The following is a 21,936-nucleotide window of genomic DNA, read 5'->3' as shown; positions in this document are numbered from 1 at the left end:
ATCCTGCCGTACCCGGGGGCGCGTGTCAGCGCGGGGCGGGCCGCAGCAGGCGTACCCGGCCGGCGAACTGGGCCGCGACGGCGCCGCCGGCCCGGGCGACGGCCGGCATCCGGCGGGGCCGGGGCGGGCGGTGGCCGTCGTAGCGGCTCGCAACCTCGCGCGCGGCCAGCTCCTCCGCGCCCAGCGGCGGCAGCGTGCCCCGGTCGCGCAGCTCGCGGGCCAGGTCCCAGCCGTCGCGCAGGGAGCCGTTCGAGGGGCGTCCGTCCGCCCACGCGGTGAACGTCGCCGGCCAGTGCGCGCCGAGGCCGGCGGCGAGCAGCGGCCAGTGCCGGGCCACGTCCGCGGCCCGCTTGCGCAGCAGCGCCCGGCGGGCCGCCTCGACCGGGGCCGGTGCGAAGCCGGGCGGCAGCGGTCCACCGGCGACGAGCGCGGCGACCAGCTCGGCCTGCCGGGCCGCCAGGTCGCCGCTCACGTGACCGCCGGGTGGCCGGAGGCGGCGGCGAGCGCGTCCAGCTCCGCGCGCAGCTCGGCGGCGGGCGGGTAGTGCCCGTCGCGTTCCAGCAGCAACGCGGGCGGCCGGCGCCGCCGGCACAACTCGCGGACCAGGTCCAGCACGGCGGCGGGCACCGGGTCGGTGTGCGTGTCGTGGTAGAAGCCGCCGTGTTCGGCGCCGCCCGCGACGTGCGCGTAGGCGATGCGTTCCAGCGGCAGCCGGTCCAGCAGCGCGGTCGGCTCGCCGCCCCGGTTGCGGGCGTTGGCGTGCACGTTCGCGACGTCGAGCAGCAGCAGCGCGCCGGTGGCGTCGAGGATCTCGGTGAGGAAGTCCGCCTCGTCCAGCTCGTCGTCGGGCCAGTCGAAGAGCGCGGCGATCGGCTCCAGGGCCAGCGGCACCGGCAGCTCCGCCTGCGTCCGCCGCACGTTCGCCACCACCGCGGCGACCGCCTCGCGGCTGCGCGGCAGCGGCAGCAGGTGACCGGCCTCCAGACCGCCGGCCCGCACGAACGCGATGTGCTCACTCACCAGCGGCGCGTCCAGGGCCGCGGCCACCGCGGCCAGGTGCGCCACCCGGGCCGGATCGACCGGTTCCGCGCCGCCGAGGGACAGCCGCACCCCGTGGGGTACGACATCGACGCCGCGTCCGCGCAGCTCGGCGAGCCCGTCCGGGAGCGGCCCGGCCGGTGCGACCGCCTCCGCGACCACCTCGACGAAACGCAGCCCCGGCAGCCCGGCCACGAAACCGGCGATCTCGGGACGCCAGCCGATGCCGACGCCGGACGGGCCGCTCATCCGCCGCACCCGCCTCCGCCGCAGCCACCGCCTCCGCCGCAGGAGCTGCCACCGCCGCACGTGGAGGCGCCGCCTCCACAGGAGGTGCCGGAGCTCGCGCCGCCGACGTTGCCCATCGCCTGCCGCTGGATCTCGGCCTGCTCGGCGAAGCCCGGATCCATGGTCCAGAGCGTGGCGGTGCCGAACAGCGCCACGCCCAGCGCCACATCCGTCGCGCCGTACGTGGCGTACGCGGGGGAGGCGGCCGGTCGCAGCCAGGCGTGCCGGCGGCGCATGTCGTTCAGCGCGGCGGTGGCCGCCCGGGTACGCCAGGGCACGCGGTTGAGCAGCAGGAACGCGAGGCCGAGCGGGAACAGGCTGAGCAGCAGCCAGCCGGTGGGCCGGTCGTTGAGCAGGCCGGAGATCGCACGCACGACGCCAATTGCCAGCAGGAAGCCGATCAGCAGCGCGCCGCGCCGCAGCGTCCGGCGCCGCTCCTGGTCCAGGGCCAGGCCCCGGCGTACCAGGCCGTCGCGCAGCTCGTCGAGCGCGCGCCGCACCCACTCGTCGGCGGCCAGGTCCCGGGTCCGCAGGCCGCGGCTCGCCGCGTGGTGGACCGCCTGGTCCAGCGGGGTGGCCCCGGCCGGCAGCGGACCGCCGGTGGTGAGCCGCCGGTCGGGTCGTACGCCGACCGCGCCCGCGTGGCGCAGCGCGCCGAGCGTGGCCCAGACGGCGAGCTGGTCGCCGCCGTTGAGGTAGGCGACCTGCTGCGGACCCAACGTGCCGTGATCGGTCACCGGGGTGCCGGCCAGCATCCGACGCCGGTACACGATCGCGCCGATGACCAGGACGACGGCGAGCAGGAGGTACCAGCGCAGGAATACGGGGCCGGGGATGCCCCAGGTGTCGGAGGGGGTCATCGTCTGCTCCTGTCGCGAGGAGGGGTCGCGGCTCATTGTGGAGCAGGCGCGCCAGAGTCGATCTCCTGGAGCGGCGCAGTTACCGGACCGAGACCGGCGGGCTCAGTGCCGGCGCACTGCCTCCTCGACCAGGTCGAGCACCCGGGCCAGGTCGCCGGCCGGGCGGCCCATCGCCAGGTGCAGCACCAAGCCGTCGTAGGCCAGCTCCAGGAACTGGGCCAGCACGTCGATCGGGACGTCGTCGCGCAGCACGCCGGCCTCGCGCTGGCGTACCAGGCGCTCCCGGGTCGCCGCGGCGATGGCTTCGGAACGCTCCGCCCAGCGCTTGGCGAAGGCCGGGTCGGTACGCAGCCGGCGCGAGACCTCCAGCTGGCTGCCGAGCCAGCCGGTCGTGTCGGGCGAGACCGCCCGGGCCAGCAGGTCGCGCATGACCTGCACCAGGCCGTTGCGGGCGACCGTCTCCACCATGGCGGCGGCGTCGTCCTCGGCGACGGCGAGGAACAGGGAGTCCTTGTCCCGGAAGTGGTGGAAGATCGCGCCCCGGGACAGGCCGGTGGCCTCCTCCAGCCGACGCACTGTGGCGCCCTCGTAGCCGTGCCGGGCGAAACACGCCCGCGCCGCCGCGAGGATCTCCTGCCGGCGCGCGTCGAGCTGGTCCTGACTTACTCTGGGCACGAACGGATCGTCGCAGGTGGAACCGCGTGATGCAAACCGTACGTACGGCTTGAGATGCGAATTCGGAAGATCATCCGGCCGCGTCCGATGGTTAGGATCGGCGTGTGACCGCCCTTCCCGCGCGCCCGCTCACCGTCGCCGCCGTCCAGGCCCAGCCCGTCCCCGGTGACGTCGCCGGCAACGCCCGCGCCGCCGCCCGCCTCGTCGCCCGGGCCGAGGGCGCCCGGGTCGTGGTGCTGCCCGAGCTGTTCCTGCCGGCGTACCACCCGCCGACGCTGGGCGCCGACCCGGAGGGCACCGACGTGGCCGCCGACGCCGACGGCCGGGTCGCCGACCCCCGGCTGGACCCGCTGCGGACCGCCGCCGCCGACGCGGGCGCGGCAGTGGTGATCGGCGCCGCCGTCCGCCACCCCGACCGGCGGCGCACCATCTCCTCGCTCGTCGTCGACCCGGCCGGCACTGTCACCGCCGCGTACGACAAGCAGCAGCTCTGGAGCGGCGAGCGCGAGATGTTCGACGCCGGCCGCCGGGGCGCGACACTCGACGTCGACACGTGGCGGTTCGGCCTTGGTGTCTGCTACGACGGCTGCTTCCCGGAGCACGCCCGGGCTGCGGCCGGCGACGGCGCGCACGGGTACCTCTGCCCGAGCGGTTACCTGGCCGGCTCGGAGCACCGCCGCGACCTCTACTACGCCGCCCGGGCGCTGGACAACACGATGTACGTCGTGTTCGCCAACGTCGTCGGCGGCGCGGACCCCTGGCGGTTCAACGGTGGCGCGGCGGTGTACGACCCGGAGGGCCGGCCGCTGGCGCGGGGCGCCGACACCGGAGAGGACGTGCTGGTGGCGACGCTGGACCCGGAAGCGCTGGCGGCCACCCGCGCGGCGCACACCATGCTGCTCGACCGGCCGGTGGACGCCGGCGCGGCCCGTACGGCGCTCGTCGCCTGACCGTGGCTGGGCCCGGGGCCCTGTCGGTGCTCCGAGCGTTCCCGTAGGGTGCCCAAGTGCCGTTGCTCCTGCTCGATCTGGACAACACCCTGCTGGACCGCGACGGGCCGTTCCGTGTCTGGGGAGAACGCTTCCTGGCGGGCATCGGCGCGCCGCCCGCCGACCTCGACTGGCTGGTGTCGGTGGACGCCGACGGGCTGACCAACCGGTGGGACGTCGCGGACGCGATCCGCGACCGGTACGCGCTGCGCATCCCCTCGATCGACCTGGTGGACGAGCTGCACGACGGCGTGGTGGCGCACATGCGGCTCGATCCGCTGGTGGCCTGCGCGCTGCGGATCGCCGCCGACGCCGGCTGGGTGCCGGTGGTGGTCACCAACGGCGCGTCCCGTCAACAGGACGCCAAGATCCGCAAGACCGGCCTGGACCGCTACGTCGCCGACTGGGTGATCTCGGAGGAGGCCGGCGTCAGCAAGCCGAACCCGAGGATCTTCGCGCTCGCCGCCCAGCGGGCCCGGATGCCGCTGCGCGGCGCGTGGGTGGTCGGCGACAGCCCGGAGGCGGACATCGGCGGCGCGACCGCGGTGGGCCTGCCCAGTGTCTGGCTGCATCGGGGACGCCGCTGGTCGGACCCCCGGTTCGCGCCGACCCGGATCGAGGACGGGCTGATCGCGGCCGTCGCCGCAGTGCTGGCCGGCTGACCGGCGGCGCGGGCCGGCAGGCAGCGCGGCGGCACCGTGCGGAAATCCGTTGACCCGCGCCGGGGCGCGTACGAGCATGGTGCCGCGCGAGTGCGCAGCCGGGGGGTGCCCGGTCGAGGAGAGGAGGTCGGTCATGGCCGTTTTCGCAGGGTCGTACCACCTGCCTCCACCAGCCTCGATCGAAGGACAGATCCACCCGTGCGCGATCACGACTTCCCGGCGCCGCAGCGCCGTGGCCGCGGCAAGAGCCGCTTCGACGACGACGAAACCGACTTCCTGAAGCGGGGGCGGCCCACGCCGACCCTCGCCGACCCGGACGCCGAGCCCGACGCGGAGGACAGCTGGTCCTCCTGGGACCGGGCCGTCCACGGCCCCGAGCCGTACCCGGACTGGCTGGTCACCGAACTGGCCGCCCGGGACACCGAGCTGGGGGTGCTCAAGACCGGCAAGGAGGCGGACGTCCACCTGGTCCGCCGCGCCGTGCCGGACACCGACCGTTCGTGCCTGCTGGCGGTCAAGCGGTACCGCGACGCCCAGCACCGGCTCTTCCACCGCGACGCCGGTTACCTGGAGGGCCGCCGGGTACGCCGGTCGCGGGAGATGCGGGCGATGACCGGCCGGACCGCGTTCGGCCGGCAGATGATCGCCGGGCAGTGGGCGGCGGCCGAGTTCGCCGCGCTGTCCCAGCTCTGGGAGATCGGCGCCGCCTCCGGGCGGATCGCGGTGCCCTATCCGGTGCAGTTGCTCGGCACCGAGCTGATGCTGGAGTTCGTCGGCGACGCCGAGGCGGGGGAGGCCGCGCCACGGCTGGCGCAGGTCCGGCCCGACGCGGCCGAGCTGCGTGACCTGTGGGATCAGCTGGTCGAGGCGCTCACCGTGCTGGCCCGGGCCGGGTACGCCCACGGCGACCTGTCTCCGTACAACCTGCTGGTGCACGCGGGCCGGCTGGTGATGATCGACCTGCCGCAGGTGGTCGACGTGGTGGCCAACCCGCAGGGCGGCGAGTTCCTGGGCCGGGACGTGCGGGTGGTGGCCGCCTGGTTCGCCGCCCGCGGGATGCCGGCCACCGTCACCGATCCGGAGGCGCTCACCGAGGCGCTACTGCGGGAGGCGGGGATCCGCTGACGGGCGGGCGTCCCGGGTGGTCGAGCCGCCCGGGACGCCCACCCGTGCGGGTCATTGCAGGTAGCGCTCGACCTCCGGCACCGGGCGCTCGCCCTGGGCGTCCGGGTCGCCGTGCGCCTGGCGCGCGGCCCGGCGACGGCGCAGCAGGTCCCAGCACTGGTCCAGGGACTCCTCCAGGGCCCGCAGCCGCTCCCGGGCCTCGTCGTCGGTGCCGGACTCGTGCTGCTGCGCGTCGGCCCGCAGCCGGTGCTCCTCGTCGACGAGTTCCGAGATCCGGCTCAGGATGGTCTTGTCGTCCATGCCCGAAGCTTGGCACAGCGGACGGGTCCGCGCCCGCGTTCTGCCGGCGTCCGCGATAGGTGAGCGCTGCTCGCGCTCCGCAACCACCACTGTGTACGGGAGTGACGCACATCCCACGGGCTCCATTCTCGACAAAGAGATTGTTGTTACGTGAAATATCCTCCGACCTGCCTTTTGATCTGCGGCTCAGGATGGCATGCTCGCGAGCAACGTCACGGGTCGATACGAAGCCGCGACCCTGAGTCAACCGAGGGAGCGTTCAGGTGCCCGAACCAACGGACACACCGGGACCCACCGGCCGACCCCGAACCGTGCCGCTGCGGCAGATCCTGCCGGCGGTGCTCCGCGACCCCGCCCGGGCGCTCATCGACATCGGCAACCGTACCGAAGGTGAACTGGTCCGGCTGAACCTCGGCTCGTTCCGCCCCTACCTCGTCACCCACCCCAAGCACGTGCAGCACGTCCTGCGCGACCGGGCGGACAACTACGAACGAGCAGGCGATGGGCTGTTCTGGCGTCCGGTCAAGCGGCTGTTCGGCGAGGGGATCCTCGGCGAGGGGCAGATCTGGTCGGCCAGCCGGCGCATGCTCCAGCCGATGTTCACCGCCAAACGGGTCGAGGCGCTGGTCGACGGCATGGCCGACGCGATCCGCGACGCGGTCGACGAGCTGGACGAGCCGGCCCGCGCCGGCCGTCCGGTCGACATCGGCGTGGAGCAGGCGCGCATCGTCAGCCGGGCGATCATGAAGGTGCTCTTCGCCGACCGCATCTCGGTGCCGGACGCGATGCGCGTGATCGAGGCGCAGGACCGGATCGCCACCGCCGTCATCCCCCGCATCATCGTGCCGTTCGCGCCGCTGTCGCTGCCGATGCCGGGCGACCGCACGTTCGCCCGTGCCGTACGCATCGTGGACGACGTGCTGGTGCCGATCGTCCGCGAGACCCGCGAGTCCGCCGACCAGGGCGACGACGTCATCTCGACGCTCTGGCAGGCCCGCACCGACGACGGGCGGCAGCTCGACGAGCGGCAGGTCCGCAACGACACAGTGGCCATGTTCGCCGCCACCACCGAGACCACGATCAACGTGCTGACCTGGGCCTGGCCGCACCTGGACCAGCACCCCGAGGTGGCCGAGCGGCTCTACGCCGAGATCGACGAGGTGGTCGGGGGCGAGCCGGTACGCCGCGAGCACCTGAGCCGGCTCACGTACACCCGGATGGTGCTGGACGAACTGCTGCGGCTCTACCCGATCGGATGGATCATCCCGCGCCGCGCGGTCGCCGGGGACGTCATCGACGGCGTGCCGATCGAGCCCGGCGCGACGATGGCGGTCAGCCCGCTGATCACCCAGCGGATGCGGCAGTTCTGGGACCGCCCGGACGAGTTCGACCCGGAACGGTTCCGGCCCGAGCGGGTCCGGGCCCGGCACCGGTACGCCCACTTCCCGTTCGGCGGTGGGCCGCACCAGTGCCTCGGCATGTACCTGTTCTACCTGGAGGCGCAGCTCATCCTCGCCACCATGCTCAGCCGCTACCGGTTCCGGCTGCACCGCCCCGGCGTACCCGGGTTGCGGCTGGCCGCGGCGCTGCGGCCGCGCGAGCGGGTGGAGCTGACACTCGTCGCGGCCGGGCGGGCGGAGCGGGCATGACCGACGGGCCGACACCGGATTTACTCGCCGTCGCCGCGGAGCAGGGCCGGGTCTGCGCGCTCGCCGCGCAGGGCCAGCGCGGCCTGCGCAAGGCCGCCGCCGCGCACCCGGAGCTGTTCCCCGCGGACCCGTTCGACGCGACGCTGTTCAGCAGCATCGCCCAGGCGATGGCGTTCAGCGCCCCCTGGCACAGCGCCGCCGAGCTGGCCGTGACCAACCGCGCCGTGCTCTGGGGCTTCGCCGTGGACTGGCTGGTCGACCACCAGGCCACCAGCCGGGCCGAGGTCGACCGGATCACCGGTGTCTGCCTGGACGTGCTCGACGGCGCCGGCACCGACGACCCACTGGGCCGGTTCCTGGCCGAGCTGCGCGACGACGTGGCCGCCGCGCCCGGCTACCCGGCGCTGCGCGGCCACTGGCGTGCGGCGATGGAACGCACGCTCGACGCGATGGCCCGCGAGTGGGACTGGCGGCGCACCGGCCGCCCCACGCTCGCCGACTACCTCGCAAACGCCGACAACCTCGCCGCCACAGTGGTCAACGTGGCGCACTGGATCCACACCGGATCGGTGTCCACCGCCGAGGCGATGGACCACGCGGTCGCCGTCAGCGACGAGGTGCAGCGGGCCCTGCGGCTGGTGAACGACCTCGGCACCCACCGCCGCGACGCCGAGTCCGGCGACCTCAACGCGCTGCTGCTGGTGGACGACCCGGCCGAGGTCGAGCGGCGGTTCGCCGAGCAGGTCGACCACTGCCGCGTCCGGCTGGCGAAGCTGGCCGGTGAGGCGCCCCGGGAAGCCGACTTCCTGTCCCGGCAGCTCGGCTTCACCACCGGCTTCTACCGCAACACCGACTTCTGGGGCGTGCGGTGACGCTCACCGCCGGATCGGTGCCCGCCACCCGGTCCGGGACCGCGCACGACCTGGTCGCCGCGCTCACCGGCGAGCCGGCCGGGCAGACGTCGCCGTCGGTCTACGAGACCGCCCGGCTGGTCGCGCTCGCGCCCTGGCTGGACGGCCACGACCGGCGCCTGGCCTGGCTGCTGGCCCGGCAGCGGCCGGACGGCGGCTGGGGCGGTCCCGGCGGGTACGCGCTGGTGCCGACGCTGAGCGCGGTCGAGGCGCTGCTGACCGTGCTGCGTCGCGACGGCCCGGCCGCCGTGCCGGCCGCCGCGGCCCACCGGGGCCTGACGTTCCTGTCCGGCGCGCTGCGCGGCGACGCGCCGCCCGACCTGCCGGCCACCGACCTGATCGTGCCCGCGCTGCTCACTGCCGTGGACCGGCACCTCACCGGACCGGCCGGGCCGCCACCCGGGCTGGCCGAGTGGGCCGGCCGGCCCCGCCTGCCGCTGCCGGCCGGTCTCGACCCGGCCCGCCTGACCCGGGTACGCGCGCTGCTGGCCGCCGGGCGGCCCGTGCCGGAGAAGCTGGCGCACGCGCTGGAGGTCGCCGGTGAGCTGGCGTACCGGGCGGCCGGCGTGCGTCCCTCGGCCAGCGGCGCGGTGGGCGCCTCCCCGGCCGCCACTGCCGCCTGGCTGGGCCGTCCGGAGCCCGGAGCGGCGCTGGACTATCTGCGCGCGGTGGCCCGGCCCGGCCCGGTGCCCTGCGCCAGCCCGATCACCGTCTTCGAGCGCGCCTGGGTGCTCGGCATCCTGGTCCGGGCCGGTGTGCCGGTCGGCGCGCCCGAGCCGGTGCTCACCGAGCTGCGCGCCGCCGTCGGCCCGTCCGGCGCGGCCACCGCGCCCGGCCTGCCCGCCGACGCGGACACCACAGCTGTCACGCTCTACGCGCTGGCCCGGCTGGGCCGCGCCCCCGGCGTCGGGCCGCTGGCCGGGTTCGACACCGGACGGCACTTCTGCACCTGGCCGGGGGAGGACGGCGCGTCGCTGACCACTAACGCGCACGTGCTCGACGCGCTCGGCGAGCAGCCGAGCGGACCCGGCGTCACCGGCGCCCGCCGCCGGGTCACCGAGTGGCTGGTGGAGCGGCAGCAGCCGGACGGGCGCTGGGAGGACCGCTGGCACGCCTCGGCCTGCTACGCCACGTACGCGGTGCTGCTGGCGCTGGCCGACCACGCGCCCGACGGCACGGCGCGTGCCGCCGTCGAGCGGGGCGTCGCCTGGCTGCTGGACACGCAGCGCCCGGACGGCTCCTGGGGACTGTGGCACGGCACCGCCGAGGAGACCGCGTACGCGGTGCTCGCACTGGCCGGCGCAGGCCGTTCCGGGGACGCGCGGATCGCCGCGGCGCTCGCCCGCGGACGCCGTCGACTGTCCGAGCTGGACGGATGCGACGACGAACCGGCACTATGGCACGACAAGGATCTCTACCGCCCGACGCAGATCGTGCGCGCGGCGGTGCTGGCGGCCTCCGGCCGCGCCGTCGAGGCCGGACCCACCATGATCAGGATCGCTTGAATGGAGTTCACGACGGCTGCTAGCGTGCGCCGGAGTCGATCGGATTTCGGACCGACCGTAGACCGGGCCAGGACGGTGTGATGGGTTCCCGCAGTACGAATCTCCGTACGAAGATCATCGCGCTGCTGGCGTCGCTGACCGCGCTCTGGGCGTTCGCCGCGTGGGTGACCGTGCGGGACGGGTTCAACCTGCTCGGCGTGCAGACGCTCAACGCGCGCGTCTTCGAGCCGAGCGACCCGCTGCTGCAGGAGCTGCAGGCCGAGCGGCGGCTGTCGCTGCGCTATCTGGGCGAGTCCGATCCGGGCCGGCTGCGGGAGCTGGACGCCCAGCGCGCCCGTACCGACGAGACCGCCACCGCGCTGTGGCGCTCGGTGCAGGACTGGCGTACCGAGATCCCGGCCAGCGAGGAGCTGATGCAGCGGCTCGGCGAGCTGAAGACCGAGCTGGACCAGATCGGCCAGGTACGCGCCGACGTCAGCCGCAAGACCATCGACCGCACCGCCACGCTCATCGCGTACGACGAGGCGGTCGACGCGATCTTCGCCGTCTTCGACGCGCTCGGCGGCCTCGACGACGACGAGATCGCCAAGGACACCGCCGCGCTCATCGACCTCAACCGGTCCCGGGAGCTGCTGTCCCAACAGGACGCGCTGATCACCGGTGCGATCGCGGCCAACCGGATCACCGTGGCCGAGCAGACCGCGTTCGCCCGCCTGGTCGGCGCGCAGTGGTTCCTCGCCGACCGCACCGCCCGGGAGCTCGCCCCGACCGACCGCGCACGCTTCGAGCGGATGGTCGAGGGCGACGCGTTCCAGCAGTTGCAGACCCTTCAGGACCGGGTCCTCGCGGCCAAGGGCGCCGACGTGCGCCCGCCGGTGACCGCAGCGGCGTGGCAGGCCGCCGCCGAGCAGGCGATGGCCGACCTGCGCGGGGTGATCCTGGCCGGCGGCGAGGACATCGTGTCCCGGGCCATGCCGGTAGCGATCGGCGTCATCGTGCGGCTGGTGCTCGCCGCCGGTCTCGGCCTGCTCGCCGTCATCGCCTCCGTGGTCGTCTCGATCACCACGGCCCGGTCGCTGGTGCGGCAGCTCGAACGGCTGCGCGAGGCGGCCTTCAACCTGGCGCACGAGCGGCTGCCGAGCGTGGTGGAGCGGCTGGGCCGCGGCGACGAGGTGGACGTCGCCCGCGAGGCGCCGCCGTTGCAGTTCGGCGACGACGAGATCGGCCAGGTGGGCAAGGCGTTCAACGTCGTGCAGGAGACCGCCGTCCGCACCGCCGTCGAGCAGGCCGAGCTGCGCCGCAGCGTACGCGACGTCTTCCTCAGCCTGGCCCGGCGCACCCAGGCGCTCGTGCACCGGCAGCTCACGCTGCTGGACGCGATGGAACGCCGGGAACACGACGCCGAGGAGCTGGAGGACCTGTTCCGGGTCGACCACCTGGCCACCCGGATGCGGCGCAACGCGGAGAACCTGATCGTGCTCTCCGGCTCCACGCCCGGCCGGGCCTGGCGACGCAACGTGCCGATGGTCGACGTGGTCCGCGGCGCGGTAGCCGAGGTCGAGGACTACACCCGGGTCACGGTGCGCCCACTCGGCGAGGTGTCGCTGACCGGCCGCGCCGTCGGTGACGTCATCCACCTGCTGGCCGAGCTGATCGAGAACGGGCTCTCCTTCTCGCCGCCGCAGACCACTGTCGAGGTTCGCGGTCAGCTCGTGGCGAACGGCTTCGCCATCGAGATCGAGGACCGGGGCCTCGGCATGAGCCCCGACGAGCTGGCCGCCGCCAACGCGCGCATCGTCGACCGGTCCGAGCTGAACCTGGCCGACGCCGCCCGGCTGGGCCTGTTCGTGGTCAGCCGGCTCACCGAGCGGCACGGCGTCAAGGTGCAGCTCAAGGAATCCGCGTACGGCGGGACCACCGCCGTGGTGCTGATCCCGCGTGAACTGATCACCGCTGACGGCGCCGACGCGGCCGAGGCCCTTCCCGCACCCGGGACGGCCCTGCCCGTGGCGCCCGCGCCGGACCCGGTGCGGAGCACTCCGGCCGGCGACGGGCCGGCGATCCCGTCCGGCCCGGACGGCGCCGCCGAACCGGACCAGCCGGCCGAGCCCGCCCCGCAGGTGCCGGAGCCGGTGACGCGGGCGCCCCGGCTGACCCCGTCCGGGCTGCCGGCGCGTACCCGCAAGCGGCAGCCCGCGGTGGCCGGGCCCACCACGGAGCTGGCGGTGGTGGAGCGGCGGCCCGCCGCCACGACCGACGCGGCGGAGGCGTCGCCGGCGACGGAGCCGGAGACCGAGGCGGAGACGACGCCGGTCACCGACGCGGGACTGCCGGTCCGGGTACGCCAGGCCAGCCTCGCGCCGGAACTGCGGCACGACCAGACCGAGGCGGACGACGACGCCGCCGACGATGACACGGCGCGTGCACCGGAGCAGGTGCGCCGGATGATGAGCTCCTACCAGAGCGGCACCCGACGCGGCCGTACCGATGCCGCGCGCCTGCTCGGCGGGGCTCAGGGGGCCGGCGGTGCGCCGGCCGACGCGGACGAGCAGGTTACCTGACCGGGACGTCGACGCGACGGAAACCGGAAGCTGACGGCACACAGCCGGAAAGAAGAGGACGACGAGTGGCGCAGAAGACGGCTTCGAGCGCGGATCTGACGTGGCTGCTGGATGACCTGGTCGGCCGGGTCAAGCAGGCGGAGCACGCCGTGGCGCTCTCCACCGACGGACTGCTGATGGCCTCGTCCCGCGGATTGAGCCGGGACGACGGCGAGCACCTGGCCGCCATGGCGGCGGGCATCCAGAGCCTGGCCCGTGGCGCGGGCAAGCGGTTCGGCGGCGGGCAGGTGCAGCAGACCATCATCGAGATGCAGTCCTCCTTCCTGTTCGTCACAGCGGCCGGGCGTAACGCCTGCCTGGCGGTGCTGGCCTCGGAGGACGCGGATGTCGGCCTGATCGCGTACGAGATGGCCATGCTCGTCACCCGGGTCGGCCGGTTCGTCGCGTCACCGACCCGGGAACAGCCCCTCGGCGAGAACGCGGCACGATGACCGGCCGGGGGGAGTCCGCGGAGCAGGAGTGGGTGGACGACCACGCCGGCCCGGTGGTGCGCCCGTACGCGGTCACCGGCGGCCGGGCCCGCCCGGTGACCGGCACGTTCGACCTGATCTCGCTGGTCACCGCGACCCGCACGGATGTCGGGTCGGAGTCCGGGCTGGGCCCGGAGCACGTGGCGATAGTCGGCCTCTGCCAGCGGATTCTCTCCGTGGCCGAGATCGCCGCCCATCTCGACCTGCCGGTGGGCACGGTCCGGGTCCTCCTCGGAGACCTGGCCGCCCGCAGTCTGGTGCAGGTACGCGAGCCGCGCGCGACCACCGCCGGCCTTCCCGACGAGCACGTTTTCGAGGCGGTTATCAATGGACTACGGGCGCTCTGAGCGGCCGGCGGGCGCCGGGCCGCTGCCCACCGCGATCAAGATCCTGATCGCGGGCGGGTTCGGCGTCGGCAAGACCACCATGGTGGGCGCGGTCAGCGAGACCAAGCCGCTGCGCACCGAGGAGGTGCTTACCGAAACCGGGATCGGCATCGACGACCTGTCCGGCGTGGAGGAGAAGTCGACCACCACCGTGGCGATGGACTTCGGCCGGATCACCATCAGCGACGACCTGGTGCTCTACCTGTTCGGCACGCCCGGGCAGGACCGGTTCTGGTTCGTCTGGGACGAGCTGGCGCTCGGCGCGCTCGGGGCGGTGGTGCTCGCCGACACGCGCCGCCTGGCGGACTGCTTCCCGTCGATCGACTACTTCGAGGGGCGCGGCACGCCGTTCGTGGTGGCGGTGAACTGCTTCGAGGGGGCCAAGAAGTTCCGGCTCGACGAGGTGCAGGCGGCGCTCGACCTGGACCCGGGCGTACCTGTGGTGCTGTGCGACGCGCGCAAGCGTGAGTCGGCCAAGGAGGTGCTGATCACGCTGCTGGAACACGCCATGAAGCTGCGCGAGGCGCGCCGCCGCGCCGCCGGCGACTGAGGCTGCGTCGCATGACCGAGCTGAGTGTCCGGGCGATGTCACCGGAGGAGTTCGACAGCTGGCAGGACGAGCTTGCCGCCGGGTACGCGCGCGAGCACGTCACGGCCGGCAACTGGACGCCCGAGGAGGCGCTCGACCGGGCCCGGGAGGCCACCGCCGGCTTCCTGCCGCAGGGCATGGCCACGCCCGGCATGCTGTTCCTGGTCGGCGAGCTTGCCGACGGCTCACCGGTCGGCTGGCTGTGGATCGGCCTGACCCACCCTCGCGGTCTCGCCGACTGCGCGTTCCTCTACGACATCGAGGTGGCCGCCGGGCACCGGGGCCGGGGGCTCGGGCGGGCGCTGCTCGCGGCGGGGGAGCGGGCGGCCCGGGAGCACGGCGCCCAGGCGCTGGAGCTGAACGTCTTCGGCACCAACGAGACGGCGCGCAAGCTGTACGAGACGTCGGGATACCGGGTGGTCACCCAGCAGATGCGCAAGGACCTGCCCGCCTAGGCACGAGCGTCAGAGGCGGGTGGCGGTCCGGATCAGGCCGGCCAGCGCCCGGGACCGGCTGTGCGGTGGCCACGCGATGACTGTGGTCACCGCCGGCGCGTCCGGCACCGGCACGGTGGCCAGGTCGGCGAGCAGCAGCGACCGGGCCGACTCCGGCAGCACCACCACGGTCCGGCCGAGCGCGATGAGCTGGAACAACTGGGCGTGGTCCCGGACCTCGGGGCCGGGCCCGTCCGGATACGACCCGTCGGCCCGGGGCCAGCGCGGCATGGGCAGGCCCGGCAGCGCCTCCACCTCGGCCATCAGCAGGTGCGGTCGCCGGGCCAGCGGATGCCCGGCCGGCAGGATCGCCACCTGCGGCTCGGTGATCAGCTCTTCGGTGTCCAGCCCGGTCGTCGAGTCGTACGGCAGGTGCAGCAGCGCCACGTCGGCCCGCCCGTCGCGCAGCAGCCGTTCCTGCTCGCCGATGCCGCACAGCAGAACCTCGACCGGGACCGCGTCCGGCTCGGCGGCGTACGCGCCGAGCAGTTTCGGCAGCAGCTCGCTCGACGCCCCGGTCTTGGTCGCCAGCACCAGCCCGGGGCCACCGGTAGCGGCCTGCCCGGCGCGTCGGGTGCGGCGGTCGGCGGCGGCCACGGCGTCGAGTGCGGCCCGGCCCTCCCGCAGCAGCACCGACCCGGCCGCGGTGAGCGCGACGCTGCGGCTGTCCCGCTCCAGCAGAGTCACGCCGAGACGGCGTTCGAGCTGCCGGATCGCTCGCGACAGCGGCGGCTGGGCGATGCCCAGGCGGCGCGCGGCGCGGCCGAAGTGCAGCTCCTCGGCGACCGCCACGAAGTAGCGAAGCTCCCGCGTCTCCATCCCGCCACCGTACCGCCGCATCGATGCCTTCCGGGTATCGCGCGCCACCGAAGCGGTGTTGGAGGCCCGCGCGGCCCGCGGACAGGATCGAGGGCATGAGCGAACGGACGATCGCGCTGGTGACCGGCGCGAACAAGGGAATCGGGTACGAGATCGCGGCCGGCCTGGGCGCGCTCGGCTGGCGGGTGGGCGTCGGCGCCCGGGACGAGCGGCGGCTCGCCGAGGCGGTGGCGAAGCTGCGCGCGGGCGGCGTGGACGCGTTCGGCGTACCGCTGGACGTCACCGACGACGCGAGCGTGACCGCCGCCGCCCGGCTGCTGGAGACGGAGGCCGGCGGTCTGGACGTGCTCGTCAACAACGCGGGCGTGACAGGTGGCGTGCCGCAGCACCCGGGCGACGTCGACCTCGCGACCATCCGGACCGCCGTCGAGGTGAACGTGATCGGGGTGGTCCGGGTGACCGAGGCGATGCTGCCGCTGCTGCGCCGCTCGGCGTCGCCCCGGATCGTCAACATGTCCAGCGGTGTCGGCTCGCTGACCCGGCAGAGCGCCTCCACCGGAGAGGACCAGACCGGGCCGCTGTCGGTGGCGTACTCGCCGTCGAAGAGCATGCTCAACGCGGTGACCATCCAGTACGCGCGGGCGCTGGCGGACACCGGCATCCTGATCAACGCCGCCTGCCCGGGCTTCACCGCCACCGACCTCAACAGCTTCCGCGGTGTGCGGACCCCGCAGCAGGGCGCGGCGATCGCGATCCGGCTCGCGACGCTGCCCGACGACGGGCCGACCGGCGGCTACTTCGAGGACGCGGGCACGATCCCGTGGTGACTCCGGTCAGCTTCTAGACGTGACTGAGCGTGACGCTCACGGCGGGGTATACCGCTCTCAGGTGACGTCATCTTTCCCCGGACGACACGCCCGGACATGCGGTGGTCCATCAGAGCGCGGTGCGGACCGGCTGTCGAGGGTGGCCCGTCAGAACCACATCACCGGGTTGCCGGTGGCCACCGACGCCGCGCACAGCCGGCGCAGCGGCTCCACGATGTAGGCGAAGTCGCTGCCCGACCGGCTCCGGGTCCGCACCGCGAGCCGTTCGGGCGGCGGCTCGCCGTGGGCGCCCACCGGCAGCATCGCCAGCACCGTCCGTGTCCCGCCGGCGGTGAGCTCCACCCGGTCGCCGGGCAGCGGCCGCTGGCCGAACCGGACGGCCCGGAACAGCGTCACCGGCGGGTCGGCGGTGTCGACGACGAAGAAGCCGTCCGGATCTACCCCGGCCCGGAAGTCCGGGCCGAGCATGAACACCCCGTGGTAGCTCTCGACGTACTGCATCAGCACCCGGCCGGTCGCCTCGTCGATCAGTTCGACCCCGTCGGTGATCCGATCGGTGCGCGCGAACGCGTCCAGCTCGGCGAGCGCCACCGCCGCCCGGTCGGCCGGCAGCGAGCCGCCGTTGAGGTTCGGCAGCGCGGTGGCGAGCGTCGGGAAGCGCTCCGGGCCGGCGGCGCGTAGCGCCTGCTGGAACAGGCGTACGCCGGCCCAGTTGGAAACGTGCTCGCTCGCCTGCTCCATGGCCTTGTGCGGGCACGCCTCCGCCAGCCAGGCGTCGAACGTGCGGTGCGCGGCCTCGTTGCCCTCCCACTGCCGCAACAGCGCGAGACAGCCGTCCTCGTCGATGCCGACCGGTCCGACCGGGCACGGCGTGGTGAGGCCGTCCTGCCAGCACCGGCAGTACACGAACGCGTCGAGTCCCACGCCGGCACGCTACCGGCGCCCGATCGTCGGCGCGTACCCGTTTCCGCCGGCCCGCTTCCGTAGGCACGCTTCCGGCGGGTCACGTGATGGCGAGCAGCATGCCGTCCCCCTGTTCGGCCGCGGCGCGGTAGAAGTCACGCAGCGCGGTGAAGTTCGGCAGCAGGTAGGCGTCGAACTCGTCGGCGCCGTCGTCCCAGATGTGCGGGTAGATCTCGGCCTCCGACAAGGCTGCCGGGTCGAAGCGGGCCCGCAGCGTCGCCTCGTCGATCGCGTCGAGCCCGCCGGCCACAGCGCGGACGGCGTCGGGCATCAGCAGCCGGGCCGGGCCCATCCCCAGGTCCGGCCCGATCGGGTCACCACCCAGGACGGCCGGCCCGGCGTCGCCCCGGATCTCGTACGTGTCGCCGGTCAGTAGGTAGTGCAGCCCGTGCCACGCCTTGTCGAGGTCGAGCTCGTCCGGGCCACCCTGGAACAGGGTGTCGACCTTCTCCGGGTCGGCGAGGACCGCCGCCAGCTCCTCGGCGGACAGCCGGCGTGCGTTGAAGATCATGCCCACGGGGTGCCTCTCAGGGGTGCCGGTCGGAATCGGCGGCAGCGTAGCGTGCGCTTGCGACAGGCATGGCACCATCGGCGCATGGCCACTGACACCCGCCACCTCGCCGTCCACATCGACCGTCCGGTCGCGGAGGTCTACGCCTTCGCCGCCGACCCGGCGAACCTGCCCCGCTGGGCGCCGGGCCTCGGCGGTTCGGTGAACCTCATCGACGGCCAGTGGTTCGTGGACACACCCGAAGGGCGGGCGCGGCTCACGTTCGCCCCGGCCAACGAGTACGGCGTGCTCGACCACGAGGTGCGGACGCCGTCGGGCGAGACGGTGTACGTGCCGTTGCGCGCCATCGCCGACGGCAACGCCACCGAGGTGGTGTTCAGCCTGCGCCGGATGCCCGGCATGAGCGACACGGACTTCGACCGGGACACCGCGCTGGTCGAGGCGGATCTGGCCCGGCTCAAGGCCGTGCTGGAGAGCGCCGCCGGCTGAGAGGCGCGCGTGGTCAGTCGGCAGTCCGGCCCCGACAGTGGCAAGGAGGGCGCGTCATGCCCCTGCTGCGGATCCACCTCGACAGCGACCCGACCACCGCCCGCCGCGTCCTGCAGACGCATCGCGAGGGCGGCGTGCATCACGAGTCGCGGGAAGCGGCCCGGGAGCAGGTGTGGCGCCAGGGCCGCACCCCGGCCGGTGACCCGGTCTTCGTCGGCATCACCAACGGACGCCGCAACGTGCAACTGCTCTACGACGTCGAGGTCTACTCCGATACCGTCCCGTGAACGCACGCGGCACTCACGCCCCTGAAATGGGAATTGCGCGCCGGGCTCGGCCGGTGATCGTGAGCGGGACGAAATTCGACGCACCTGGGCGCCGAATGCAATTCTTGATTCAGTCGCCGATCGCGTCCCGCATTCGTTCCCTCGTCCAGTATTCGGACGGGTCGGTGGCACCCGGGCTCGGATTGTGGGTCGCGACCACCGGGCCGGGCGGCGCCGGCCGCCCCGCGCCGCCGTCGCGCGCCGCGACGACCACGACGGCCACAGCCACGGCGAGCGCCGCGACGGCGGCCGCGCCGAGCAGTACACGATGTGACATGTCGCCTCCTCCGGACCGGTCGACCGGTGCGCCGGCGGCACACCAGGCGGACCGTCGTTCACCAGGTGTCGTTCGCGTACGTGTTGTAGAGCGTCCCCACCACCGCGGCGGAGAAGTACGGCGAGCCGTTCGTGTTCGTGCCGCTCGAGTAGCTCATCACCCCGTGCACGTCACCGCGCCTGGTGGTGTTGTCATAGCTGTAGTACCACGGGCCGCCGCTCGAACCGCCCCCGAAGCCGCAGTTCATCTCGATCCGGTTGCTGCCCGCGTCCCTCGACGTGCCCGAGCAGACCCACTGGATCTCGCCGCTGTCCTTGTTGCTCGGGTAGCCGAAGACGTCGTAGTGGTACGCGCGCCCACCGCCGGTGAGCAGGCCGTTCGCGCCGACCGCGTCCACGATCGACCGGCTGCCGTAGACGAGCGCGACCGCCACGTCGTACTGCCGCTCGCGGGTGCTGATCCAGCCGCTGGGCACCGCGAGCGTGGACCAGTCCCAGGTGCCGTACGGCTGCGCGCCGTTGCGGTAGGACGGCACGAACATCCAGTTCGCGGTGTGCCAGTCCCGGCCCGGCCCGTCGTGCACGCAGTGCGCGGCGGTGAAGACCATGTTGCGCGCCGGGCTGTTCACCACGCTCGCCGAGCAGTAATGGCCCAGGCCGTCGGTCGAGCTGGTGTAGAAGATCTTCCCCACCGTGATCGACTCGTTGAGCTGGGCGCCGAAGCCGCTGCCGTCCTTCGGCGCCACCGCCTCCGCGAAGCGCCGTACCCGCTCCGCCGTGGGGCTCTGGGTGACCGGGCCGGCGGCCTTCTCCACCTCGTCGGCGGGAGTGGCCGCCGCCATCCGCTCGGCCGTCCAGTATGCCCTGGCCTGCCCGGCCGACGACCCCACCTTGCGCTCGATCGAGGTCACCGCGGCCGGAGCGGCGGTGCCGGAGGTGGTGTCGGTGGCGGCCTGAGCCGGAGTGCCGGCGAGGATCGTCGGCAGGATCAGGGCCGGCAGGGCCAGAAGTCTGATCGTCGTCTTCATGAAATCCTTCCCAGTTTTCGATTCCGGATCGAAACTGGAGCGCCCCGTTGTTCATCGCGATGTCGGCAACGTATCGACGGGATTCGGAGCGTGTCAATGAATCATGGACGTCGATTGTTTGCGGTGTCGGATGTGTGATCGGGGAGGGCGGGGACATCATCGAATTGCAATTCCGGGTCCGTGAGCGGCGCTCGACCTCGGTAGCCTCGAAGCCGTGACGAAGCGACCGGGGCCACGATGACTGCTGATCCGCCGCCTGCCGCCGAACGACTGATCTTTGCCGAGATGACCGTCGACGACCTCGACGACATGGCCGCCATGCTCGGCGACCCGCTCGTGATGCGCTACTACCCGCGGCCGAAGACCCGGGCGGAGGCACTGGACTGGATCCGCTGGAGCGAGGGCCTCTACCGCAGCCACGGCTTCGGACTGTGGGTGCTCAGGTCACGGGCGACAGGCGAGTTCGTCGGCGACTGCGGTCTCACTCCGCAGCCGGTGGACGGGGTGATGGAGGTCGAAGTCGGTTACCACCTGCTGACCGCAACGCAGGGTTACGGGTACGCCACGGAGGCGGCGGCTGCGTGTCGCGACCACGCGCGCGACCGGCTGGGCGTCGACCGCCTCGTCGCGATCATCCACCCGGACAACACGCCCTCGCAGCGGGTCGCGGAGCGGATCGGGCTGAGCTTCGAGCGTGCGACGACGTCCGGATCGGGGGATCCGGTGCACGTCTACGCTGCGCGGCTGGCCTGACCGGCTCAGCGGCGGGTCGACGTCAGGAACCGGGTCCACGCGGCCGGGGTGAAGGTGAGCACCGGCCCGGCCGGGTCCTTCGAGTCGCGGACGCCGACCACACCGGGCAGGTTGCCGGCGACCTCGACGCAGTTGCCACCGTTGCCGCCGCTGCGGGTGCTCTTGCGCCACCGGGCGCCGCTCAGGTCCATGCCGCCGCCACTTCCCTCAGCAGTTCCAGGGTCCGCGCGCGGGGCAGCGCTTCGCCCCGGATGCGTTCCCACCGACGCTCCAGGGTAGCAATCTCCGAGGGCTGCTCGATGATCTGCGCGCGGGCCTGGCTGTCCACATGCGCCACCCGGTTGCCGTCGCGCAGCTCCGCGATGACGAACGGCCCGTCCAGCCCGGGATAGGTCGGCGTGTCGGCCGGCACCACGTGGAGCTGCACGTTCGGCAGCTCGGCGCAGGCGAGCAGGTGGGTCACCTGCGCGGCCATCAGCGCCCGGTCGCCGGCGGCGGCGCGGCGCAGCACCTGCTCGTCGAGCACCACGACGTACAGCGGCCCGCGCGGCCGGGTGAGGATGCCCTGCCGGTCCAGCCGGGCGGTGACCAGGTCGGTGATCTCGTCGGCGGTCAGCGGCTGGCCGATGAACGTGGCCCGGGCGTACGCCTCGGTCTGCAACAGACCCGGCACCCACGCCAGCTCGAACGTGCGTAGCGCGACCGCCTCGCGTTCGATGTCCACCCACGGGCGGAACCAGACGGGCTCGCGGCGGCGGACCGCGTCCGGCCAGAGCGCCTCGATCGGCTGGCCCAGCAGGTTCGCCACAGTCGCGCGGTGCCGGCTCTGCGGGATGTGCCCGGGGTTCGCCCACCGGGCCACCGTCTTCGGGTGCAGGCCGAGCCGCTCCGCCAGGCTCTCGGCGGTGTGGCCGGCGCCGGCCAGCGCGGTGACGAAGGCATGGTTCATGCCCATTCCTCCCCGGAGCAAAAGAACCGTCCGGAGGAGATTACACAACGCTGTGTGATTGTTCGGGCACCCTCGGCACGGTGGAGGCATGACCGAACCGACACCCACATCGGCGTACCCCCGGGTGGTGCTGCCGCTCACCGGCCACCGCGCGTGCGGTCCGGCCTGGCGCTGCGACCGCTGCGGCGAGCCCTGGCCGTGCCCGACCCTGCGGGCCGCGCCCACCGACGCGGCCCGCCGCGCCACGATGATCCCCGAGTTCTCCCGGCTCACCCGGCAGGCGATCCGCGACCTGCGCGGCCACCCCGACGGCCCGGACCCGATCGCGATCGTGCGGCGCTTCCTGTGGTTCCTGCCGCTCACCGACGCCGAGGCACGCGCCGTCGCGCTCCGCCTCCGCTGAGATGTAAGGAAGGGCCCCTTCTTAACAGAC

At 73.7% G+C, this 21,936-nt stretch carries 28 protein-coding genes; 16 read left to right on the top strand and 12 right to left on the bottom strand.

Going from position 1 to position 21,936, the window contains the following annotated elements:
- Nucleotides 1-25 precede the first annotated feature (25 nt).
- From PVK74_RS11580 to PVK74_RS11565, 4 genes are all read right to left on the bottom strand, one after another.
- Nucleotides 26-472, bottom strand: coding sequence for an SCO6045 C-terminal-like domain-containing protein (locus PVK74_RS11580; protein WP_274479060.1), 447 nt, complete (start codon nucleotides 470-472; stop codon nucleotides 26-28).
- The gene (locus PVK74_RS11575; protein ID WP_274479059.1) at nucleotides 469-1,287 is read right to left on the bottom strand and encodes an MbnB/TglH/ChrH family RiPP precursor modification enzyme; all 819 of its coding nucleotides are present in this window, start codon (nucleotides 1,285-1,287) and stop codon (nucleotides 469-471) included. Before PVK74_RS11575 ends, PVK74_RS11580 begins: the two co-directional genes overlap by 4 nt.
- Nucleotides 1,284-2,186, bottom strand: coding sequence for a TIGR04222 domain-containing membrane protein (locus tag PVK74_RS11570; protein WP_274479058.1), 903 nt, complete (start codon nucleotides 2,184-2,186; stop codon nucleotides 1,284-1,286). The genes PVK74_RS11575 and PVK74_RS11570 overlap by 4 nt, the downstream gene beginning before the upstream one ends.
- A 102-nt stretch (nucleotides 2,187-2,288) precedes the next feature.
- Complete coding sequence (locus PVK74_RS11565; protein WP_030503274.1) at nucleotides 2,289-2,861, bottom strand: TetR/AcrR family transcriptional regulator; 573 nt, start codon at nucleotides 2,859-2,861, stop codon at nucleotides 2,289-2,291.
- 104 nt (nucleotides 2,862-2,965) lie between these two features.
- On the opposite strand from PVK74_RS11565, the gene PVK74_RS11560 reads away from it, so the two are divergent.
- From PVK74_RS11560 to PVK74_RS11550, 3 genes are all read left to right on the top strand, one after another.
- Nucleotides 2,966-3,811, top strand: coding sequence for a carbon-nitrogen hydrolase family protein (locus PVK74_RS11560; protein WP_274479057.1), 846 nt, complete (start codon nucleotides 2,966-2,968; stop codon nucleotides 3,809-3,811).
- Between the two features lie 56 nt (nucleotides 3,812-3,867).
- Nucleotides 3,868-4,512: an HAD family hydrolase gene (locus PVK74_RS11555; RefSeq protein WP_030503276.1), complete on the top strand. Its 645-nt coding sequence runs from the start codon at nucleotides 3,868-3,870 to the stop codon at nucleotides 4,510-4,512.
- Nucleotides 4,513-4,710: 198 nt separating this feature from the next.
- On the top strand, nucleotides 4,711-5,637 hold the full coding sequence (locus PVK74_RS11550; RefSeq protein WP_043329659.1) for a serine protein kinase RIO: 927 nt from the start codon (nucleotides 4,711-4,713) through the stop codon (nucleotides 5,635-5,637).
- Between the two features lie 51 nt (nucleotides 5,638-5,688).
- On the opposite strand, the gene PVK74_RS11545 is transcribed toward PVK74_RS11550, so the two are convergent.
- A complete protein-coding gene (locus PVK74_RS11545; RefSeq protein ID WP_030503278.1) occupies nucleotides 5,689-5,937 on the bottom strand; it encodes a DUF2630 family protein in 249 nt (82 codons plus the stop codon).
- A 311-nt stretch (nucleotides 5,938-6,248) separates the two neighbouring features.
- On the opposite strand from PVK74_RS11545, the gene PVK74_RS11540 reads away from it, so the two are divergent.
- The 8 genes from PVK74_RS11540 to PVK74_RS11505 all read left to right on the top strand — a co-directional run bounded on the left by PVK74_RS11540 (nucleotide 6,249) and on the right by PVK74_RS11505 (nucleotide 14,523).
- Complete coding sequence (locus PVK74_RS11540; RefSeq protein WP_176722849.1) at nucleotides 6,249-7,586, top strand: cytochrome P450; 1,338 nt, start codon at nucleotides 6,249-6,251, stop codon at nucleotides 7,584-7,586.
- Nucleotides 7,583-8,458, top strand: coding sequence for a terpene synthase family protein (locus tag PVK74_RS11535; RefSeq protein WP_064445321.1), 876 nt, complete (start codon nucleotides 7,583-7,585; stop codon nucleotides 8,456-8,458). Before PVK74_RS11540 ends, PVK74_RS11535 begins: the two co-directional genes overlap by 4 nt.
- A complete protein-coding gene (locus PVK74_RS11530) occupies nucleotides 8,455-10,002 on the top strand; it encodes a prenyltransferase/squalene oxidase repeat-containing protein (RefSeq protein WP_064445322.1) in 1,548 nt (515 codons plus the stop codon). The genes PVK74_RS11535 and PVK74_RS11530 overlap by 4 nt, the downstream gene beginning before the upstream one ends.
- Nucleotides 10,003-10,082: 80 nt before the next feature.
- Complete coding sequence (locus tag PVK74_RS11525) at nucleotides 10,083-12,563, top strand: sensor histidine kinase (RefSeq protein ID WP_274479056.1); 2,481 nt, start codon at nucleotides 10,083-10,085, stop codon at nucleotides 12,561-12,563.
- Nucleotides 12,564-12,628: 65 nt separating this feature from the next.
- The gene (locus PVK74_RS11520; protein WP_030503283.1) at nucleotides 12,629-13,054 is read left to right on the top strand and encodes a roadblock/LC7 domain-containing protein; all 426 of its coding nucleotides are present in this window, start codon (nucleotides 12,629-12,631) and stop codon (nucleotides 13,052-13,054) included.
- Nucleotides 13,051-13,440, top strand: coding sequence for a DUF742 domain-containing protein (locus PVK74_RS11515; protein WP_030503284.1), 390 nt, complete (start codon nucleotides 13,051-13,053; stop codon nucleotides 13,438-13,440). The genes PVK74_RS11520 and PVK74_RS11515 overlap by 4 nt, the downstream gene beginning before the upstream one ends.
- A complete protein-coding gene (locus tag PVK74_RS11510) occupies nucleotides 13,421-14,029 on the top strand; it encodes a GTP-binding protein (RefSeq protein ID WP_043329666.1) in 609 nt (202 codons plus the stop codon). Before PVK74_RS11515 ends, PVK74_RS11510 begins: the two co-directional genes overlap by 20 nt.
- Before the next feature lie 11 nt (nucleotides 14,030-14,040).
- Entirely contained in the window at nucleotides 14,041-14,523 is a 483-nt protein-coding gene (locus tag PVK74_RS11505; protein ID WP_064445324.1) for a GNAT family N-acetyltransferase, read from the top strand.
- Between the two features lie 9 nt (nucleotides 14,524-14,532).
- Here the strand turns inward: PVK74_RS11505 and PVK74_RS11500 are convergent, their stop codons facing one another.
- Nucleotides 14,533-15,381: a LysR family transcriptional regulator gene (locus tag PVK74_RS11500; RefSeq protein WP_043329670.1), complete on the bottom strand. Its 849-nt coding sequence runs from the start codon at nucleotides 15,379-15,381 to the stop codon at nucleotides 14,533-14,535.
- A gap of 95 nt (nucleotides 15,382-15,476) precedes the next feature.
- Between PVK74_RS11500 and PVK74_RS11495 the strand changes: the two genes are divergently transcribed.
- A complete protein-coding gene (locus PVK74_RS11495; protein ID WP_064445325.1) occupies nucleotides 15,477-16,208 on the top strand; it encodes an SDR family oxidoreductase in 732 nt (243 codons plus the stop codon).
- A 147-nt stretch (nucleotides 16,209-16,355) separates the two neighbouring features.
- Here PVK74_RS11495 and PVK74_RS11490 read toward each other — a convergent pair whose 3' ends face one another.
- Together PVK74_RS11490 and PVK74_RS11485 are read right to left on the bottom strand one after the other, a co-directional pair.
- The gene (locus tag PVK74_RS11490; RefSeq protein ID WP_274479055.1) at nucleotides 16,356-17,132 is read right to left on the bottom strand and encodes a hypothetical protein; all 777 of its coding nucleotides are present in this window, start codon (nucleotides 17,130-17,132) and stop codon (nucleotides 16,356-16,358) included.
- A gap of 79 nt (nucleotides 17,133-17,211) precedes the next feature.
- The gene (locus tag PVK74_RS11485) at nucleotides 17,212-17,682 is read right to left on the bottom strand and encodes a YfbM family protein (RefSeq protein ID WP_205797677.1); all 471 of its coding nucleotides are present in this window, start codon (nucleotides 17,680-17,682) and stop codon (nucleotides 17,212-17,214) included.
- Between the two features lie 84 nt (nucleotides 17,683-17,766).
- On the opposite strand from PVK74_RS11485, the gene PVK74_RS11480 reads away from it, so the two are divergent.
- Both PVK74_RS11480 and PVK74_RS11475 read left to right on the top strand, forming a co-directional pair.
- Entirely contained in the window at nucleotides 17,767-18,171 is a 405-nt protein-coding gene (locus PVK74_RS11480) for an SRPBCC family protein (RefSeq protein ID WP_043329676.1), read from the top strand.
- Nucleotides 18,172-18,227: 56 nt separating this feature from the next.
- A complete protein-coding gene (locus PVK74_RS11475) occupies nucleotides 18,228-18,458 on the top strand; it encodes a hypothetical protein (protein ID WP_043329678.1) in 231 nt (76 codons plus the stop codon).
- 109 nt (nucleotides 18,459-18,567) lie between these two features.
- Here the strand turns inward: PVK74_RS11475 and PVK74_RS11470 are convergent, their stop codons facing one another.
- Entirely contained in the window at nucleotides 18,568-18,774 is a 207-nt protein-coding gene (locus PVK74_RS11470; protein ID WP_064445329.1) for a hypothetical protein, read from the bottom strand.
- Between the two features lie 58 nt (nucleotides 18,775-18,832).
- Nucleotides 18,833-19,801 carry a trypsin-like serine peptidase gene (locus PVK74_RS11465; protein ID WP_043329682.1) on the bottom strand — a complete coding sequence of 323 codons (969 nt, stop codon included), beginning with the start codon at nucleotides 19,799-19,801 and terminating at the stop codon, nucleotides 18,833-18,835.
- Between the two features lie 285 nt (nucleotides 19,802-20,086).
- On the opposite strand from PVK74_RS11465, the gene PVK74_RS11460 reads away from it, so the two are divergent.
- Complete coding sequence (locus tag PVK74_RS11460; RefSeq protein ID WP_245254784.1) at nucleotides 20,087-20,554, top strand: GNAT family N-acetyltransferase; 468 nt, start codon at nucleotides 20,087-20,089, stop codon at nucleotides 20,552-20,554.
- 5 nt (nucleotides 20,555-20,559) lie between these two features.
- Here PVK74_RS11460 and PVK74_RS11455 read toward each other — a convergent pair whose 3' ends face one another.
- Together PVK74_RS11455 and PVK74_RS11450 are read right to left on the bottom strand one after the other, a co-directional pair.
- Nucleotides 20,560-20,745, bottom strand: coding sequence for a DUF397 domain-containing protein (locus PVK74_RS11455; protein WP_043329686.1), 186 nt, complete (start codon nucleotides 20,743-20,745; stop codon nucleotides 20,560-20,562).
- Nucleotides 20,736-21,503, bottom strand: a complete 768-nt coding sequence (locus PVK74_RS11450; RefSeq protein ID WP_043329688.1) for a DUF5753 domain-containing protein — start codon at nucleotides 21,501-21,503, stop codon at nucleotides 20,736-20,738. Before PVK74_RS11450 ends, PVK74_RS11455 begins: the two co-directional genes overlap by 10 nt.
- A gap of 88 nt (nucleotides 21,504-21,591) precedes the next feature.
- On the opposite strand from PVK74_RS11450, the gene PVK74_RS11445 reads away from it, so the two are divergent.
- Nucleotides 21,592-21,906: a hypothetical protein gene (locus PVK74_RS11445; protein WP_043329691.1), complete on the top strand. Its 315-nt coding sequence runs from the start codon at nucleotides 21,592-21,594 to the stop codon at nucleotides 21,904-21,906.
- Nucleotides 21,907-21,936: the final 30 nt, after the last annotated feature.

It is taken from the genome of Micromonospora chalcea (genome assembly GCF_028768405.1).
In the GTDB taxonomy this organism is placed as follows: Bacteria; Actinomycetota; Actinomycetes; order Mycobacteriales; family Micromonosporaceae; genus Micromonospora; species Micromonospora chalcea.
This window is presented reverse-complemented; position numbering and strand designations above follow the sequence as displayed.